Annotated in this window: 15 protein-coding genes; 3 read left to right on the top strand and 12 right to left on the bottom strand. The window is 33.1% G+C overall.

Annotated elements, in window-relative coordinates; translation table 11 throughout:
* Positions 1 to 27 precede the first annotated feature (27 nt).
* Positions 28 to 741 carry a tetratricopeptide repeat protein gene (locus DFQ02_RS13215; RefSeq protein ID WP_116524923.1) on the bottom strand — a complete coding sequence of 238 codons (714 nt, stop codon included), beginning with the start codon at positions 739 to 741 and terminating at the stop codon, positions 28 to 30.
* Between the two features lie 255 nt (positions 742 to 996).
* Between DFQ02_RS13215 and DFQ02_RS13210 the strand changes: the two genes are divergently transcribed.
* A complete protein-coding gene (locus DFQ02_RS13210) occupies positions 997 to 1467 on the top strand; it encodes a CBS domain-containing protein (protein ID WP_116524922.1) in 471 nt (156 codons plus the stop codon).
* Between the two features lies 1 nt (position 1468).
* Here the strand turns inward: DFQ02_RS13210 and DFQ02_RS13205 are convergent, their stop codons facing one another.
* Genes DFQ02_RS13205 through DFQ02_RS13195 form a run of 3 tightly spaced genes read right to left on the bottom strand, consistent with a single transcriptional unit; the run spans position 1469 to position 3140 of the window.
* Entirely contained in the window at positions 1469 to 2176 is a 708-nt protein-coding gene (locus tag DFQ02_RS13205; protein ID WP_116524921.1) for a hypothetical protein, read from the bottom strand.
* 48 nt (positions 2177 to 2224) lie between these two features.
* Positions 2225 to 2578 carry a DUF2116 family Zn-ribbon domain-containing protein gene (locus DFQ02_RS13200; RefSeq protein WP_116524920.1) on the bottom strand — a complete coding sequence of 118 codons (354 nt, stop codon included), beginning with the start codon at positions 2576 to 2578 and terminating at the stop codon, positions 2225 to 2227.
* Between the two features lies 1 nt (position 2579).
* A complete protein-coding gene (locus DFQ02_RS13195) occupies positions 2580 to 3140 on the bottom strand; it encodes an HNH endonuclease (RefSeq protein ID WP_116524919.1) in 561 nt (186 codons plus the stop codon).
* Between the two features lie 236 nt (positions 3141 to 3376).
* Here DFQ02_RS13195 and DFQ02_RS13190 point away from each other — a divergent pair, with 236 nt between their 5' ends.
* Positions 3377 to 3709 (top strand): single-stranded DNA-binding protein, encoded by a 333-nt coding sequence (locus tag DFQ02_RS13190; protein WP_116524918.1) that lies wholly within the window; start codon positions 3377 to 3379, stop codon positions 3707 to 3709.
* 66 nt (positions 3710 to 3775) lie between these two features.
* Here the strand turns inward: DFQ02_RS13190 and nadB are convergent, their stop codons facing one another.
* The 3 genes from nadB to DFQ02_RS13175 all read right to left on the bottom strand — a co-directional run bounded on the left by nadB (position 3776) and on the right by DFQ02_RS13175 (position 8304).
* Entirely contained in the window at positions 3776 to 5344 is a 1569-nt protein-coding gene (gene nadB, locus DFQ02_RS13185) for an L-aspartate oxidase (RefSeq protein WP_116524917.1), read from the bottom strand.
* A gap of 1 nt (position 5345) precedes the next feature.
* Positions 5346 to 6272 carry a quinolinate synthase NadA gene (gene nadA / locus DFQ02_RS13180; protein WP_116524916.1) on the bottom strand — a complete coding sequence of 309 codons (927 nt, stop codon included), beginning with the start codon at positions 6270 to 6272 and terminating at the stop codon, positions 5346 to 5348.
* 223 nt (positions 6273 to 6495) lie between these two features.
* Entirely contained in the window at positions 6496 to 8304 is a 1809-nt protein-coding gene (locus DFQ02_RS13175; protein ID WP_116524915.1) for a hypothetical protein, read from the bottom strand.
* A 277-nt stretch (positions 8305 to 8581) separates the two neighbouring features.
* On the opposite strand from DFQ02_RS13175, the gene DFQ02_RS13170 reads away from it, so the two are divergent.
* On the top strand, positions 8582 to 11170 hold the full coding sequence (locus DFQ02_RS13170; RefSeq protein ID WP_116524914.1) for a phosphoenolpyruvate carboxylase: 2589 nt from the start codon (positions 8582 to 8584) through the stop codon (positions 11168 to 11170).
* A gap of 98 nt (positions 11171 to 11268) precedes the next feature.
* Here DFQ02_RS13170 and DFQ02_RS13165 read toward each other — a convergent pair whose 3' ends face one another.
* From DFQ02_RS13165 to DFQ02_RS13145, 5 genes are all read right to left on the bottom strand, one after another.
* Complete coding sequence (locus tag DFQ02_RS13165; protein WP_116524913.1) at positions 11269 to 11775, bottom strand: hypothetical protein; 507 nt, start codon at positions 11773 to 11775, stop codon at positions 11269 to 11271.
* Positions 11776 to 12040: 265 nt separating this feature from the next.
* Entirely contained in the window at positions 12041 to 13279 is a 1239-nt protein-coding gene (locus DFQ02_RS13160) for an ammonium transporter (RefSeq protein ID WP_116524912.1), read from the bottom strand.
* Between the two features lie 28 nt (positions 13280 to 13307).
* A complete protein-coding gene (locus tag DFQ02_RS13155; protein ID WP_116524911.1) occupies positions 13308 to 13646 on the bottom strand; it encodes a P-II family nitrogen regulator in 339 nt (112 codons plus the stop codon).
* A 179-nt stretch (positions 13647 to 13825) separates the two neighbouring features.
* Positions 13826 to 15094 carry an ammonium transporter gene (locus DFQ02_RS13150; RefSeq protein ID WP_116524910.1) on the bottom strand — a complete coding sequence of 423 codons (1269 nt, stop codon included), beginning with the start codon at positions 15092 to 15094 and terminating at the stop codon, positions 13826 to 13828.
* Between the two features lie 82 nt (positions 15095 to 15176).
* Positions 15177 to 16193: an outer membrane beta-barrel protein gene (locus DFQ02_RS13145; RefSeq protein WP_116524909.1), complete on the bottom strand. Its 1017-nt coding sequence runs from the start codon at positions 16191 to 16193 to the stop codon at positions 15177 to 15179.
* Positions 16194 to 16390 lie beyond the last annotated feature (197 nt).

Raw genomic sequence — 16390 nt, 5'->3', positions numbered from 1 at the left:
CTCTCTTTTTATTGGTACATCATCTAATTAGTTCTGAGGTTGTTCCGCCTGAGCTTGCATAATTTGCTTTTGCCTTAACAATTCGTTTTTGGTAATTTGAATCATCTTAAAATTGGGCGCTTCTTTTAATGTAGCATCTAAAATATCAACCGCAGCATCAATATTGGCTTTCTTATCCACAGAAAATGTATTGATAGCATTCAAGTACATAAAAGCTGCTTTTAAGGGAACTTCATATGGTGTTTGACTTTCAAAAAAAGCCTTTTTCATTTCAGTTGTAGAATTAGCCAATCCATAATTAATATGTTTTTCGGCCTCAGTAGCATTTTGCAATTGTATATTTAACTCAGCCAATTCATAGGCGACTAAAGGATTAGGTTCTCTATTAAACATTTGTTCAAAAAAAGGAATGGCTAATTTGGGTTGTTTCAATGCTTTTAAAGCTAGTGCTTTTACTTGGATAGCAATATTAGAATCATCTATTTTCATTTCATAACCAATGGTGTTTATGGCTTGATTGTTCATACCTTGATCCATGTAGATATAAGCTAAAGTATCTTTTCTTGCTTCTGAAGGTAAAAGAACATTTAAATGAGTCATGGCATTAATGATTCCTTGAATATCCCCTTGTTGTTTCATTTGTTTGTAATACGCTTGGTAGTGTTCAATTAGAGCATCATTGCTCTGAGCATTCATTGTAAAACTGCTCACCAAAATCATCAATCCTAATAATCTTTTCATGTGTTTAAATTTCTTTATTGTAAATCTGTAATCTCTCGGTTTGGTTATTTAAATTTATAACGGGCTAAAGCTAAAAAAAATTAATATTTAAAGTCTTAAAAGAATACTAATTATTTTAAGTAATAGCAACAGCTTTTAATTAGTTAAGAGCACAAATAATGCCAAAAATAAAAACAAGTGACATACTAAGATAAATTTATCTTTTAGGAAAACTCAAAAAAAATATTTACATTTAGTTATATTAAATTAAGAATTATGGGAATAAAAAGTTTTCAAGGTGCCAGAAGGCAACAGGCAAATACAGCTGATGTTACTCCTTTAAAGGTAAGTGATTACATGACTAGAAATTTGATAACGTTCACCCCAGATCAGACCATTGAAAGCGTTATGCAAACCCTTATAAAAAACCGAATTTCTGGTGGACCCGTAGTTAATGATAAACATGAGTTAGTAGGTATCATTTCTGAGGGTGACTGCATTAAGCAAATAAGTGAAAGCCGTTACTACAACATGCCCATGCAAGACAAAACCATTGAAAAATATATGGCTACTAACATTGAAACTATTGATGGTAACATGAATATTTTTGATGCTGCCAATAAGTTTTTGAATGCAAAACGGAGGCGTTTTCCTATTTTAGAAAATGGTAAATTGGTTGGTCAGATAAGTCAAAAAGATGTGCTTAAAGCAGCAATGACCCTTAAAGGGCAAAATTGGTGGAAGTAGTTTAATAATTCTTTCTACTTTTTCTGGCCTCTGGTAAATCTGTAATTATAAGTTTTTGGTTATCATTACTCTCAAGAGCGGCAATTTTGGAGTAGTTATAGCCTTCTATTGGTTCTTGAAGAGATTTCCATTTAGCTATACCTGCAACTGTAACTATTTCACCAACCTCTATAATTCGTTCAGAATATCGTAGGGTTTTATTAAAACCAAAATAGTTTTCGCTATCAATATTATAATAATCCAAGACTTTCTTGAATTCTGGGGTAGGGTCATTTAAAAAGCCAGAAGAAATGCTTTTGTCTTCATCTAAATAATTGAAATAGTTTTTGGGAACTTTTACGGGTTTAATCATAACAACCTCTCCATTTTCCTCAATGAAAAAATCTTGAATATCCTCTTGTTTAACTAAAGCCTTCCAACGAGAATGTTTTCCAGAGCTTACTTTCTGTTCAATTTTAAACAGATAAGCCACACATTTTCGTTTACTGAAAGGAGCTACAAAGGGCTCATGAACATGTAATACTTTCCCTGTAATTTTTGTTAGCTCATTATACTTAAACTGTGGTATACTTTTAAATTGAAACTTCGATAAATTCCTAAGAACGGTTTGTTTTCTTCCAAAATAATAGATAGAAAAACCAAAAATTATAAAACCAGAAATTATTAAAATAGGAAAAATAACATCTACTGTATTGTTAGCTAAAATCATGAGCTAATTTATATTTTTAAGAAGGTTTATGATTAAAATTGTTACGTTTTAAATTTCCCGCTTTACCAATGCATAATAATCATTGTCTATTGGTAAGTACCCCTGGTCATAAACAAAATAGTATACGGTTCCAACTTTAGTAGTGTATATACTTGTAAAATAATTAAAATCGAAACCACGCTCTATAAGTTTCGCTCTAGATAATTTTGTTTTACCATTTGGGTTGAGAGCCTCTAAAATCCGGTAGTTCTTTCTTAGCCTGTTATTGGTATTTCTAATAAGGTTTTTACTGTCTTTGTTTACTCTATTGTTGTATGCGTTTCTACAGGCATCGCTACAAAACTTTTTGTCAATTCTGCCTATAATTTTATTGCCACACTCGGGACATTGTTTATGATTCATATTAAAAGTCTGTTACATGACCCCAGTTTTCGCCTGTTTTTATCCGGTACAATTGCATTTCTGAAATACCAAACTGTTTTGCAATGAGTCTTAATCTGGTTTTTCTGTTAGGATCAAATATTTTTCGTTTAATTATTTTTACTTTCCCCTCTGATAATTTTGAATAAGGAGGGTTGTTTTTCTTTCGTTCTTTTGATGCTATAACCAACGGGTTTTTAAGGTTGTGCTTTACCAATTCTTTCTGTGTTGCCCAATCAAGATTAGTGTAATGATTATTAGATTTATCATAATCTTTATGAATTACAAATCGTTTTTCTTCTGGGTTTTCAATAAACAGTTCTGCAACAACACGATGTATATATTGTAAATCACTCTTTCTATTCTTTTTGATAGCAGTGAAGGCTTCATAGCCACAGGAAACCTTTGAGAATTTAAAAAATTCACCTTTGGGGTTGGTTTTATATCGTATAACTCTACCATGATTAGAAACTTGATAAACTTCATTTTCTTTCCAATAATTACGTTTTAAGATTTTCCATGTTTCTTTGTTAAATGTCGACATTTGATGTGTTTTGAGAGATTCATTTTAAAAAATAAATAGACCATTATATGCAATTTACCGCAAGCCTAACGCTAATATACTAAAAAACTAATATCCGTTTACAAATGACTACAAACATTTACAAACGATTTTAAATAAGTAATAACCGAATAATAAATGAAAACAATAACATATTTGCAGTGTCGATGTCTTAGTACTCGATAGTATTAACTGTTTAACAATAAAAATTTAAAATTATGAATGCACTTAGAAACAAAGTACAGTTGATTGGAAGATTAGGTCAAGATCCTGAAATTATTAACTTCTCAGACGGTAACAAAATGGCTAAATTCACACTAGCCACAGATGATAGTTACAAAGACAAAAATGGTAATAAAGTAGAACGCGCTTATTGGCATAACGTGATTGTTAAAGGTGGTTTGGTAAATGTGGTTGAAAACTATATTACTAAAGGAAAAGAAATTGCTGTTGAAGGAAAACTTACAAACAGAACCTACGAAACCAAAGATGGTGAAAAGAGATATGTTACTGAAATACTTTGCAATGAATTATTGATGCTTAGTAAGTAACGGGGTTGGTTTGCTATTAACCAAGAAGGGGTTCAATATTGAACCCCTTCTTTATTTTTAATCAGCCTAAGACTTTTTGTTTTTTACATTATCCTTGTTAAAATACCCACCTTTATTTTCCTTTCGTTCTAAAGACTGACTTATAATAAGGTGTGATACATTAATCATATTTCTGAGTTCGCAAAGCGATGCAGTTATTTTAGACTCACGATACAAATCTTCAACTTCTTTATAAATTAAGTCTAAATGTTTTATAGCTCTTTTTAAACGTTTGTTACTGCGAACAATGCCTACATAATCTCGCATTAAGGCTTGCAAGCTTTTAAGATTATGTTTAATTAAAACATGCTCTTCGGGTATCACGGTACCTTCGTCATTCCATTCAGGAATTTTAACGTCCAGACTTTTAAAATCCTTTTCACTAAGATATTTAAAGATGTTATGGGCATAAACTAAAGCCTCTAGTAATGAATTTGACGCTAGCCTATTAGCTCCATGCAATCCGGTTCTTGAACATTCGCCACAAGAAAAAAGATTTTTGATGGTAGTTTTACCTTTTTTATTCACTTTAATACCACCGCATAAATAATGCGATGCTGGTACCACAGGAATCCAATCGGTTTCTACATTAATGTGAAGTGACAAGCATTTATTGTAAATAGTAGGAAAATGTTTTTTAAAGCCCTCTATGTCTAAATGCGTACAATCTAGGTACACGTGATTGTCTCCTGATTTTTTTAATTCGGCATCAATACTTTGAGATACAATATCTCTAGAAGCTAATTCTGCTCGGTCATCATAATCTGGCATAAATCTATAGCCTTTGCCATTCCTCAAATAAGCTCCAAAACCTCTTACAGCTTCTGAGATTAAAAATGCCGATTCTCCTTTTTCCTGGTAAAGTGCCGTAGGGTGGAATTGTACAAATTCCATATCCTTAATTCTGGCTTTGGCTCTATAGGCCATAGCTATACCATCTCCAGTAGCTATTACTGGGTTGGTGGTATGTCCATAAACACATCCAATACCTCCTGATGCTAATAATGTAGCATTAGATTTTATGGTGAAAATGTTTCCGTTTTTTTCATTCAGAACATAAGCCCCGTAACATGATAAGGCTTTCTTATTGTTTTCTTTCACATGATGATTGGTAACCAAATCAATTGCGAAATGATGTGGTAATAAGGTAATATTTGGTAATTGATGCACCCTTTTAAGTAAGGTACGTTCCATCTCTGCTCCCGTTAAATCTTTATGATGGACAATTCTGTATTCAGAGTGTCCTCCTTCTTTACCTAAATCAAGATTACCATCGCTATCTTCATCAAAATTAGCGCCCCATTCAATGAGTTCTCTCAAGCGCTGAGGACCTTCTTTAACTACCATTTCAACAACGGCCTTATTACATAAGCCATCTCCCGCAATAAGGGTATCTTCAATGTGTTTTTTAAAGGAATCTTCTTCTGTATTCAAAACCACTGCCATACCACCTTGGGCATATTTGGTATTAGATTCGTCTTCGCTATCCTTGGTAATAATAACAACCGTTCGCTTAGGGAACTTTTCGGCAATTTTTACTGCAAAAGTTAATCCTGCAATCCCAGAGCCTATTACTAAGTAGTTTGTTTCTAACATGCTATTTAGAAAGTTCTAGCATGCGCTCTATTGGTAGCAATGCACGGCTTCTTAACGGTTCTGGAACGTCAATACTTGGAGATTCATTTAATAAACAATCATACAATTTTTGCATGGTGTTCATTTTCATAAAATGACACTCACTACAAGCGCAAGTATTATCCTCTACTGCTGGTGCAGGAATCAATTCGGTGTTGGGCATTTCCAACTGCATTTTATGTAAAATACCGGCTTCAGTAGCTACAATAAATTTTTCATCTTGATGCTCTTTTACGTAATTAATCATCCCTGAAGTAGAACCAATATAGGTGGCTGTATCTAAAATGTGTGTTTCAGATTCTGGATGTGCTATAATTTTATAGTCAGGGTGCTTTTTATGTAGTTCAATGAGTTTATCCATTGAAAAGGCTTCATGTACTATACAACTACCATCCCAAAGCAACATATCTCTTCCTGTTTCTTTAATGATATAACGGCCTAAATTTTTATCGGGAGCAAATATGATAGGGGTGTCTTTAGGAACAGAATTTACAATTTTGAGAGCATTTGATGAGGTGCAAACAATATCACTTAATGCCTTTATTTCTGCCGAACAGTTTACATAAGTTATTACAATATGGTCTGGGTGTTGTTCTGTAAATTTTTTGAAAGCTTCTGGTGGACAAGAATCAGCCAGAGAACAACCAGCATTTAAATCTGGCAAAACAACTTTTTTTGAGGGACTCAGAATTTTAGCGGTTTCAGCCATGAAATGAACACCTGCAAAAACAATAATATCCGCATCAGTTTCAGCGGCTTGCTGCGATAAACCTAAGCTGTCACCTACATAGTCTGCAATATCCTGTATAGCACCATCTTGATAGTAATGTGCTAAAATAATGGCGTTTTTTTCCTTTCTTAATCGGTTTATTTCCTTAACTAAATCCATTATAACCCTTTTTCTAAAAATAAATATAAAACTAATTTGATTGAAGTTAACCAAGTTTCAAAGTACAAATATCCTAATTATAATTTTCAATGAATTAGGTTTGTTTAAAAAAAAGACGATGAATTAAGAACTAATAATCTTTTTATAAATTCATTAAACAATTGTTAAGCTAATACTATAATCATTAACAAAACTAAAACAAGAATTTATTGAAGACCTATTGTTATTGGGCTAAAGACAAGCTATTTATACGCTTTTGAATCTGTATTACAATAGCTTCGTTTCTTTCTAATTCCTGTAAAGCAGAAGCTTTTATATCTTCAAATAAATAATTTACTCTATTAAATAGATTTTTATAGTATGCTATACCTGATTGCATATTTTCAGAAAAGATTTGCAAATATTTTACTTCTCTGTCATTGAAAGAGTGCTTTATATTTTCAAACTTATTTTTTAAATAATCAGTATAGATATTTAGTTCTTTTATGAACATATGAGGTCTATTTCTTCTTGAAATCATATCATCACGTCCATATATATGGTCGATAATATTTTTTAAACTCATCACATTTGAATAATAGGCCATATTAGGGCCAGGGCAAATAGAAACCCCTTTGCCTTCAACTTTGGTGTCTAAGCCATAGGCCAATAATGCCGATGTGCCTAGGCCTACGCAAGTACAAGACTTTTCTGTTATTTTATTAAATTGAATTTGATATTGCTCACTAGATAAATTTTTTGTTTGTAGTTCTTTTATTTTTAAATTTTGGTACTTCCTTGAGGCGGTACAAACACCTTTTTCTGTAAATTCTTTGTTAAGAGCAACAAACTTTTTGGAACAAGAACTGCCCGGTCTTCCTTTAACTATAAAATGTTCTTTTTCAATATCTTTGGTGTTGTGTTTAAGATTATTAAAAGGTACTCCTAGTGGTGATATGTTGCTTAAATATAAATCATCTTCCTTGGCCTTAGCTAGCTTTTTTAAAGTCTCATCATCAACCGTGGTAGCTTCCGGAACCAATAAAAAAGGACTTCCCCAACCAACAGAATCTAAAGCGTACTCATGTATTAAAAACTCATGCTCGTGGTGTGTGCCAACACCACCTTGAGCCGAAATTTCTAGTTTCAATGGTTTGGAAGGTACAACACGATTTGTTGTTTCTAGTGCTTTGGTTAAAAGATCCTGAATAGTCATTCGCAGCATTTCTCTATTCTTTTTAAACTCTGCTAAAACAGGGCCTAGTAAAAAGCCATCGGTTGCAAAAGCATGTCCTCCGCAATTAAGACCAGATTCTATTCTATACTCTGAAACCCACAACCCCTTTTTAGCTAAAAATTTACCTTGAATTAATGCTGATCTGTAATCACTAACTTTTAAAATGATACGTTTTTTGAATTGACCGTTTTCATCAGGATAAAAGTCATCGAACTGAGCCATGTAGGTAAATAACTTTGGATTTAATCCCGCTGAAAGTATAACAGCAGCGTTTAAATTACTGGTTGCAAAACCCCTTAAAGCAGCATGTGCATCATTATACTCTGAGGGTAGTTTTTCATTCTTGAAGTAATTTTCTTTATCAACTTTGGTCATGATATTTACATCAATACTTCCTTTTTTAAAATTTTTGAAGACCCAATTTTTAATTTCGGATGTGTGTAAGCCTTTTTCGGTAAGTTTATTGAACTCTTCCTTGAGTTTATTTCCATTTGGAAGCATATTTAAGTAAGCCTTGATATCATCAACTTTATCAGCAGAATAATTTTTGAGTGACTCAAATTTTTTATCCACTAAATCATTCATTAGATTTAAATATGAGGTAATACGTTTCGATCTAAAATCTTTTACCTTGCTGGAGATTTCGGTGTAAGGTATTTCAAATTTCTCACAATACATTTTTCTTAATTTTTCTAATAGAATATCATCTACCAAAGAGATTACAGAATCAATACCATATTGTGCGACCTTTAATGGGGTGTCTATAGTAAACCCAATACCCATTACAGGAATATGAAATGAGTGCGTTTTTTTCATGTTAATACGTTTAACGGCCAAAAGTATTGGAGTATAGGTTGAGAGAATATGATTTATATCATGCTTAGTTAAAAAAGAAACGTCATTTTTTAACTTGGGTAATTGTAAATGGTTTATTCACCATACTATCAGTTCTAAATATTGAATGATACAGTAAATTTCTTCAATATTTGTTAATTACAGTTCATTTATGGGGGTAAATCAATAAAATTACAAACCGTTTAGGGTCTTTGATAATCCTTTATTATTTTTACGGCTCATTTACACTAGAGGAATTATGTCTATAGAACCAAAATTAAAACGATTTAACCAAAGTGTGATGTCTAAATATCAAATATACAACAGTATATTTATGACATTACCTTTTGATAGCGTCACAAAAACAGGAGTTTTACTTCCTTTATTTCATGAAACTTGTGAAAAAGGATTTGCTAACGGAGATGACCCAACCACTATAGTTGAAACCTTCTTTAAAAAATATCAAGCAAGACGTTCTGAAGAAAGTCAAATCAATTTGTTATTCCGTTTTATTCAATATATAGAAAGGCAGGTAGTATTATTTGATGCTATTGAAGATGCTGCTTTCTCTACTGTAAATAATATGGAAGGCGTGGGTACTTTAAGGTACTTAAAAGGGTTTGCTAGATCAAACAACAAATTAGACGAACTTAAAAAATATTTAGAAGAGTTTAAGGTAAGAATTGTTTTAACAGCGCATCCTACACAGTTTTACCCAGGGTCTGTTTTAGCCATTATTACAGATTTAGCAAAAGCCATTGAAGAAAACAACCTAACAGATATTAACAACCTTTTTGGTCAATTAGGGAAAACCCCTTTCTTCAAAAGAAAAAAACCTACACCATACTTTGAAGCAAAAAGTTTAATATGGTATTTAGAGAATGTGTTTTATCATTCGTTTAGTGAAATTTATAATTACATTCAACAGAATATTTTTGATGATGGCAAAAAGCATAATGACATCATTAATATTGGATTTTGGCCAGGCGGTGACCGAGACGGAAACCCATTTGTAAAACCAAGCACCACCTTAAAAGTAGCTAAAAAGTTAAAACAAGCTATTTTAAGAAAGTACTATGCAGACTTAAAAGATCTAAGACGAAAATTAACATTTAGAGGTGTTGAAGACAGAATTATAAAACTTGAGACAACAATCTACAAGTATAGTATAGATTTAAACTACAAAAAAGCTATTACAGCAAAAGAGCTTTTGGTGGAGCTATTAAGCATAAGAAATATTATTGTTGAAGAACATCAGCGTTTATATGAAAGCGAAATTAACGATTTGATAAATCGTGTGCACTTATTTGGATATTTCTTTGCTACTTTAGACATCAGACAAGATAGTAGAATTCACCACTCTGTATTTACTACTGTTGTAGATTATTTAATTGAAAAAGGAAGTAAGTCATTCCCAAAAAATTACCATGAATTATCAGAGTCTGAACAAATAGACATTCTTTCTAAAGTTGGTGATGAAGATATTGATTATGACAGTTTTGAAGACGAGATGGTCTCAAACACTTTAAAAACTATCGACGTCATTAAAGAAATTCAGGCTTTTAATGGTGAAAAAGGAGCTAATAGATACATAATTAGTAACAACCAAACGGCTCTTAACGTTATGCAACTTTTCGCAATGCTGAAAATGGTTGCTTTTGCTGATGATTTAACGGTTGATATTGTGCCACTTTTTGAAACCATTACAGATTTGGAAAACGCCCCATCTGTGATGGAGCAATTATACTCTAATCCTGTTTATAGAACACATTTAGAAAAGCGCGGAAATAAGCAAACCATCATGCTTGGTTTCTCTGATGGAACAAAAGACGGAGGCTATTTAATGGCGAACTGGGGTATTTTTAAAGCTAAAGAACAGCTTACAGAAATGTCTAGAAAATATGATATTACCGCAATTTTCTTTGATGGTAGAGGTGGGCCGCCAGCACGTGGTGGAGGAAAAACTCATAATTTCTATGCATCGTTAGGACCAACAATAGAGGATAAAGAAGTACAGTTAACCATTCAAGGGCAAACCATTAGTGCTAATTTCGGAACCAAAAAATCGTCTCAATTCAACTTAGAGCAATTAATAAGTTCTGGTTTATTTAATAGAATTGGCGAAAGTGATAACGCTTTGTCTGCCGAAGATAAAGTGGTTATGAATGATTTAGCAGAAACCAGTTATCAAGCGTACAAAGACTTTAAAAATCATGACAAATTCATCCCGTATCTGGAGCGCATGAGTACTTTAAAGTATTATGCTAAAACCAACATAGGTAGTAGACCGTCTAAAAGAGGAAACTCTGATAAGTTGGTGTTTTCAGATTTAAGAGCCATTCCTTTTGTAGGCTCTTGGAGCCAGTTAAAACAAAATGTTCCCGGTTTTTACGGTGTAGGTGTTGCCCTAAAGAAGTATGAAGAAAATGGAGAGTTTCATAAAGTAGAGCAGCTTTATAAGAACTCAAAATTCTTTAAAACCTTGTTAGAAAACAGTATGATGTCTTTAACAAAATCCTTCTTTGACCTTACTAAATATATGGCTAAAGATGAAGAGTTTGGTGAATTCTGGACTATAATCTATAATGAGTATCTTGAAACAGAACGCTTACTATTAAAGGTTACAGGCTACAAAGAATTAATGGAACATGAGCCAGCAGGAAAAGCATCTATTCAAGTTAGAGAATCTATTGTATTACCGTTACTAACTATACAGCAATACGCTTTAAAAAAGATTCAAGAATTAAATAAAGAAGCGGTTAAAGATGAAGATAAAATTAAAATCTTCGAGAAAATTGTAACACGTTCTTTATTCGGTAATATTAACGCGAGTAGAAATTCTGCTTAAGAATTAAGCCAATAATAAAACGTAAAAGGATAGGCATATTGTCTATCCTTTTTTGTTGTTTACAAGTCTGCTACTTACTAAGCATAGTAAAAACAACTTTATTCAGAAAACCATTCATTGAAGCAATTAATACCGTTTAGATTATTTACTGCTTCAATTTTATTAGTAACTATATTTGCTCTCCACAACTTTCTAATATTCTGTATTTTTAAACTATCTGTTTTATCCACAATAGCAATTAGGTTTTCGTCATTTTCCTCATTCAGTTGACAATATCCAATTGTTATAAACTCAGGTTTGTTTAAGTTAGGAATTATTAAAGTATCTAGAATTTTATAAATTTTATCTTCATTCCTAGAGTCAAGAGTTATACTTTTTAAAAGTATAAGATTGTTTCTCTTGTCTCGTAAATGTAAGATTCTGTGTTTTGGTTCAAAGCTATTCCCATAAATAACCGTATCACTTATTTTAGTATAATTTAAAAGACTTTCAATTTCATTAAAACGCCTAAACTCTTTTCCTATTATTGAATGATTGTTGTTATTTGTTTTATCGTCACATCCAAATAAAATTAGTGAAGTAAAAATTATTAGAAAGTATTTCATGGTATTTACTTTTAGTCAAAACTAATTATCAAGAATTGTTCCGTTTAGTTACTTCTAAACTATTGTAATATATATGCTTGTGTGTTAATGATTTGTTACAGATAAGGTCATATTAGCTAAATGAATGTAAATCGATATTCAAAAACAAAACCCCAATCAAAGCTTGGGGTTTAAATACCTTTAATTTTATGATTCATTAAAAGCATAAAAAAGGGTGTCTTAATTTATATGACACCCTTTTACTAACTAAAAATTAACTTGAATATTAGTGCTCATTCAAACGGAAGTCTGGATAAGCATCCATTCCATGCTCATGAGCATCTAACCCTTCTAATTCTTCTTTTTCAGGAACTCTTATACCAACAGTTTTCTTCATTACAAAGAATATAATAAATGCTGAAGGCACACAAATAGCAGCATATGATAATACACCAACTAATTGACTAATAAATTGATCTGTTCCAGCTAAAGCGCCAAAAATACCAACTGCTAAAGTACCCCAGATACCACAAACTAAGTGTACAGCAATAGCACCTACTGGATCGTCTAATCTTAATCTATCTATAAAGCTAACGGCAAATACAATTAAAGCACCAGCTATAGCTCCTATCATAATAGCATCTTCAGGACTCATTTGATCTGCACCCGCAGTAATACCAACTAAACCTCCTAAAATACCATTTAAGAACATGGTTAAATCTAAATTCTTGAACTTTAAAAATGATACAAAAGCAGCAACCACACCGCCAGCTGCAGCAGCTAAACATGTTGTTACTAAAGTTAAAGATGTTAATTCTGGGTCTGCAGATAATACAGAACCACCGTTAAAACCAAACCATCCTAACCATAGAATTAATACCCCTGCAGTTGCCATTGGGATGCTGTGACCAGGAATAGCCTGAGGCTTTCCATCTTTAAATTTACCAATTCTTGAGCCTAGTAACCAAACAGCTACTAAAGCAGCCCAACCACCTACAGAGTGTACTAATGTAGATCCTGCAAAATCATAAAAAGGCGTTTCTCTCATATCTAAGAATCCTCCACCCCATTTCCAAGAGCCAGCAAGTGGGTAAATAATACCAACATAAATAATGGTAAAAATCATAAATGGTCCAATTTTAATACGCTCTGCAACAGCTCCAGAAACAATGGTTGCTGCAGTAGCGGCAAACATACCTTGGAATAAGAAATCTGTCCACCAAGTGTATCCGCCATCAGCATATTCAGGAGTCATTCCACCTTCAGGAGGCGCAATACCAAATCCTGCAAATTCAAAGAATCCTGCAGAACCTTCTTCAAAGCCTGGATACATTAAATTGAAACCTAAAAGGTAGTATAATAATAAACCAACAGTAATAATAAAGATGTTCTTAAATAAAATGTTGATTGTGTTTTTTTGTCTTGTTAACCCAATTTCTAAAAATGCAAAACCAGTATGCATAAAGAAAACGAGTGCTGTACAGATCATCATCCATACGTTGTTAGCTGTAAATAGTCCTTCCATAATATATATTAATAATTTTTAAATGTTCTTATTTTAAAGTATCTCCACCCTTTTCTCCAGTCCTTATTCTGTAAACTTCTGATACATCAGAAACAAAGATTTTTCCATCACCTACTTCACCAGTGGAAGCAGACTCAAGAATTGCTTTAATAGTTGCTTCTTCAAAGTCATCATTAACAACAATTGATAAAAATCTACGTTGAATATCACTTGTGCTGTAGGATACTCCTCTATACACATGTCCTTCTTTTTCATTTCCTAAACCAGTAACATCCCAGTAAGAGAAGAAGTTTACCCCCACAGCGTGAAGTGCTTCCTTCACAACACTGTATTTGGATTTTCTAATAATTGCTTCAATTTTCTTCATAATATTTTAATTTTAATAATTTGCTTAAATGTAACACATTAAATTTAGCCTAGTAATATATTAACCTTTCAATTCCTTGTTTTCATAAAACGGATGCCAAAAGAATTAATCTCAAGGCATCCTTTTTATTTTAGCTTAGTAGCTAATTTTATTTTGAAAACGTTTATATAATCAATTTTTTATTCTTCTATTTCTCTTTGTCTCTTACCAGGGTAAGCTAAAGCACCGTGCTCTGATAAATCAAGACCTTCAATTTCTTCTTTCTCGGTAACTCTAAGTCCCATAGTTTTCTTAAGAATAAAAAAGAATATAAAAGAAACAACAACTGCCCATATAGCGTAAGCTGCAGTTCCTGTTAATTGAGCTACAAATTGCTCAGAACCACCACCGTTAAATAGACCGATACCTTCATCACCACTGATACCCCAAAGACCTATTACAAGTGTACCCCAAGCTCCAGCAACGCCGTGTACTGAGAAAGCACCAACTGCGTCGTCAATTTTAAGTTTTTGCTCAACAAATTCCATAGAGAATACTACAATAAGACCACCAATAAAACCAGCGGCAATAGCACCAAACTCACTCATATTTCCACAACCAGCCGTGATACTTACCAAACCAGCTAAAGCACCATTAAGTGTCATATCTAAGTTTGGTTTTTTATACTTAATCCAAGAAAGGAATAAAGCACCAACAGCACCCGCAGAAGCAGCTAGGTTTGTAACTAATACAACCATAGAAGCACCTACAGCATCGTCACCTCCCCAAGCTAATTGAGAACCACCATTAAATCCGAACCAACCAAACCATAAGATGAATACACCTAAGGCTGCTAATAATTTGTTGTGACCTGGAATATCAACAGCTTTTCCATCTGCAGTATATTTTCCTAATCTAGGGCCCACTAATGCAGCACCAACTAATGCAGCCCATCCACCAACAGCGTGTACAATTGAAGAACCAGCAAAATCAATGAAGCCCATTTGAGCTAACCATCCGTCACCATTCCATTGCCATCCACCAGCAATCGGGTAGATAAATGCAGTCATCACAATGGAGAAAATGATATAAGTATTATACTTAGTTCTACCTGCAATAGCTCCAGATACTATAGTGGCTGCCGTTGCACAGAATACTGTTTGGAAAAATAAATCAGCAGGACCTTGGTTAAACATTAAACCGCTCCAACCAACCCAACCATTGGTATCTCCGTACATTAAAGAGTACCCAACAAACCAATAGACAAGAGATCCAACGGCTATATCTAGTACGTTTTTCATGGCTATGTTAACAACGTTCTTAGAACGTGTAAATCCAGATTCAACCAACGTGAACCCTGCTTGCATTAAGAATACCAAGATACCAGAAATTAGCATCCACAACATTCCCATATCGCCTTCTATAGCGGCGGTGTCTTGAATAAAAAGGGGCATATTAAGTAACGACATAATATTTGTGTTTTATGGTTAGTAATTTATTTTAAGGCACTTACGCATCCTTTAATTAGGATGCGTAAGTAAATTTTATATATTAGAATGCGTAGATTGCGGCTAAAGTAAAGGCTGCTAGACTATCAGTCCCAACTCCATCATTATCAACGAAATTTCCATAAAATTGTCCATCATCTTGATTAGTTAAAGCATCTAATCTAATTTCAGGTTTAATGATTAAGTTGTCTATAGTGTAGCTACCCGTTAAAGTTGTTGCAAATACAGAAGGTAAATCATCTCCATCTCCATGAAGAGCAAAGTACTCCCCTCTTAACCCAATAGAAAAACTATCAGAAGTTGCAATTTGTGGATACAAAGCAGCTCCATAGAAACCAGATCCATCATTGTCATTATAGGCTGCATTGATTCCTAAAAAGAAAGAGTCTGATAAATCAAAACCACCAGTATAATCAATTTCAAAACCTAAACCTCCTGCGTTACCACTATCATAGTATAAGTTCAAGTATTGACCGTAAACTCCTAATTGAGCACCTAATGCATACTCACCACTCATAGAAATATCATTAGTATCCCATGGGTTAGTAATTGCTAACATTAAGCTCACGTCATCAGATAAAGTAAAATCAGCTTTTAAACCCATGTGTGAAAATGGACCACTAGAGAATAAGTAAGAACAGCTGTAGTTAAAATTTGCTGCAGGTGCAATAACTTCGTACCCTAAAAATGTGTTCCATCTACCAAAAGTTAAGGTAGTACCTTCTGATACATTCCAGTAAACATAAGCTTGATTAACGATTCCATCAACAATATCAGTGTTAAATGTAGCACCAGCGCCTCTAGGACCAGTTACTAAATCAAGCACAGCTCCTGCTTTTTCTCCTTCATAGCTTACCACCAAGTTAGCCATACCAAGAGCAAAACCAGATTGACCAGCAAAAGCAGTTCCAAAAGTTGCCCCGTCATTATCTGGCGCCGTTAGATACGTTTGATAATATGCATCTACACTACCAGAAACGGTAAGTGGTGATTTTTCCTCTTCTTGAGCAAACATAACAGTTGCTACTAAAAGCATTGTAAGAGTAAATAATTTTTTCATGATTGTTTTCATTTTAAAGATTAATTTTTTAATAGTTAATTTTCCTTAAGAACGGGTCAAAACTATGTCAAAAAGTTTTAACCCCCATAAAAAATAGGGGTTATTAGTTCATTTTTGTAAATATTTTAATTTTACCCCATTTTTTTTAGGGGTATTATGTTATTTTTTTGATTTTATGAATTTTTAACAATGTGTTT

This window comes from Seonamhaeicola aphaedonensis (assembly GCF_003386195.1).
GTDB classification, from domain to species: domain Bacteria; phylum Bacteroidota; class Bacteroidia; order Flavobacteriales; family Flavobacteriaceae; genus Seonamhaeicola; species Seonamhaeicola aphaedonensis.
The sequence above is the reverse complement of the archived record's forward strand: the minus strand, read 5'-3'. Positions and strand labels throughout refer to the sequence as shown.

Excerpts from the sequence above, each read along its gene's own strand:
- DFQ02_RS13215 (WP_116524923.1), bottom strand. The coding sequence starts at position 741 with ATGAAAAGATTATTAGGATTGATGATTTTGGTGAGCAGTTTTACAATG.
- DFQ02_RS13210 (WP_116524922.1), top strand. The coding sequence starts at position 997 with ATGGGAATAAAAAGTTTTCAAGGTGCCAGAAGGCAACAGGCAAATACA.
- DFQ02_RS13205 (WP_116524921.1), bottom strand. The coding sequence starts at position 2,176 with ATGATTTTAGCTAACAATACAGTAGATGTTATTTTTCCTATTTTAATA.
- DFQ02_RS13200 (WP_116524920.1), bottom strand. The coding sequence starts at position 2,578 with ATGAATCATAAACAATGTCCCGAGTGTGGCAATAAAATTATAGGCAGA.
- DFQ02_RS13195 (WP_116524919.1), bottom strand. The coding sequence starts at position 3,140 with ATGTCGACATTTAACAAAGAAACATGGAAAATCTTAAAACGTAATTAT.
- DFQ02_RS13190 (WP_116524918.1), top strand. The coding sequence starts at position 3,377 with ATGAATGCACTTAGAAACAAAGTACAGTTGATTGGAAGATTAGGTCAA.
- nadB (WP_116524917.1), bottom strand. The coding sequence starts at position 5,344 with ATGTTAGAAACAAACTACTTAGTAATAGGCTCTGGGATTGCAGGATTA.
- nadA (WP_116524916.1), bottom strand. The coding sequence starts at position 6,272 with ATGGATTTAGTTAAGGAAATAAACCGATTAAGAAAGGAAAAAAACGCC.
- DFQ02_RS13175 (WP_116524915.1), bottom strand. The coding sequence starts at position 8,304 with ATGAAAAAAACGCACTCATTTCATATTCCTGTAATGGGTATTGGGTTT.
- DFQ02_RS13170 (WP_116524914.1), top strand. The coding sequence starts at position 8,582 with ATGTCTATAGAACCAAAATTAAAACGATTTAACCAAAGTGTGATGTCT.
- DFQ02_RS13165 (WP_116524913.1), bottom strand. The coding sequence starts at position 11,775 with ATGAAATACTTTCTAATAATTTTTACTTCACTAATTTTATTTGGATGT.
- DFQ02_RS13160 (WP_116524912.1), bottom strand. The coding sequence starts at position 13,279 with ATGGAAGGACTATTTACAGCTAACAACGTATGGATGATGATCTGTACA.
- DFQ02_RS13155 (WP_116524911.1), bottom strand. The coding sequence starts at position 13,646 with ATGAAGAAAATTGAAGCAATTATTAGAAAATCCAAATACAGTGTTGTG.
- DFQ02_RS13150 (WP_116524910.1), bottom strand. The coding sequence starts at position 15,094 with ATGTCGTTACTTAATATGCCCCTTTTTATTCAAGACACCGCCGCTATA.
- DFQ02_RS13145 (WP_116524909.1), bottom strand. The coding sequence starts at position 16,193 with ATGAAAAAATTATTTACTCTTACAATGCTTTTAGTAGCAACTGTTATG.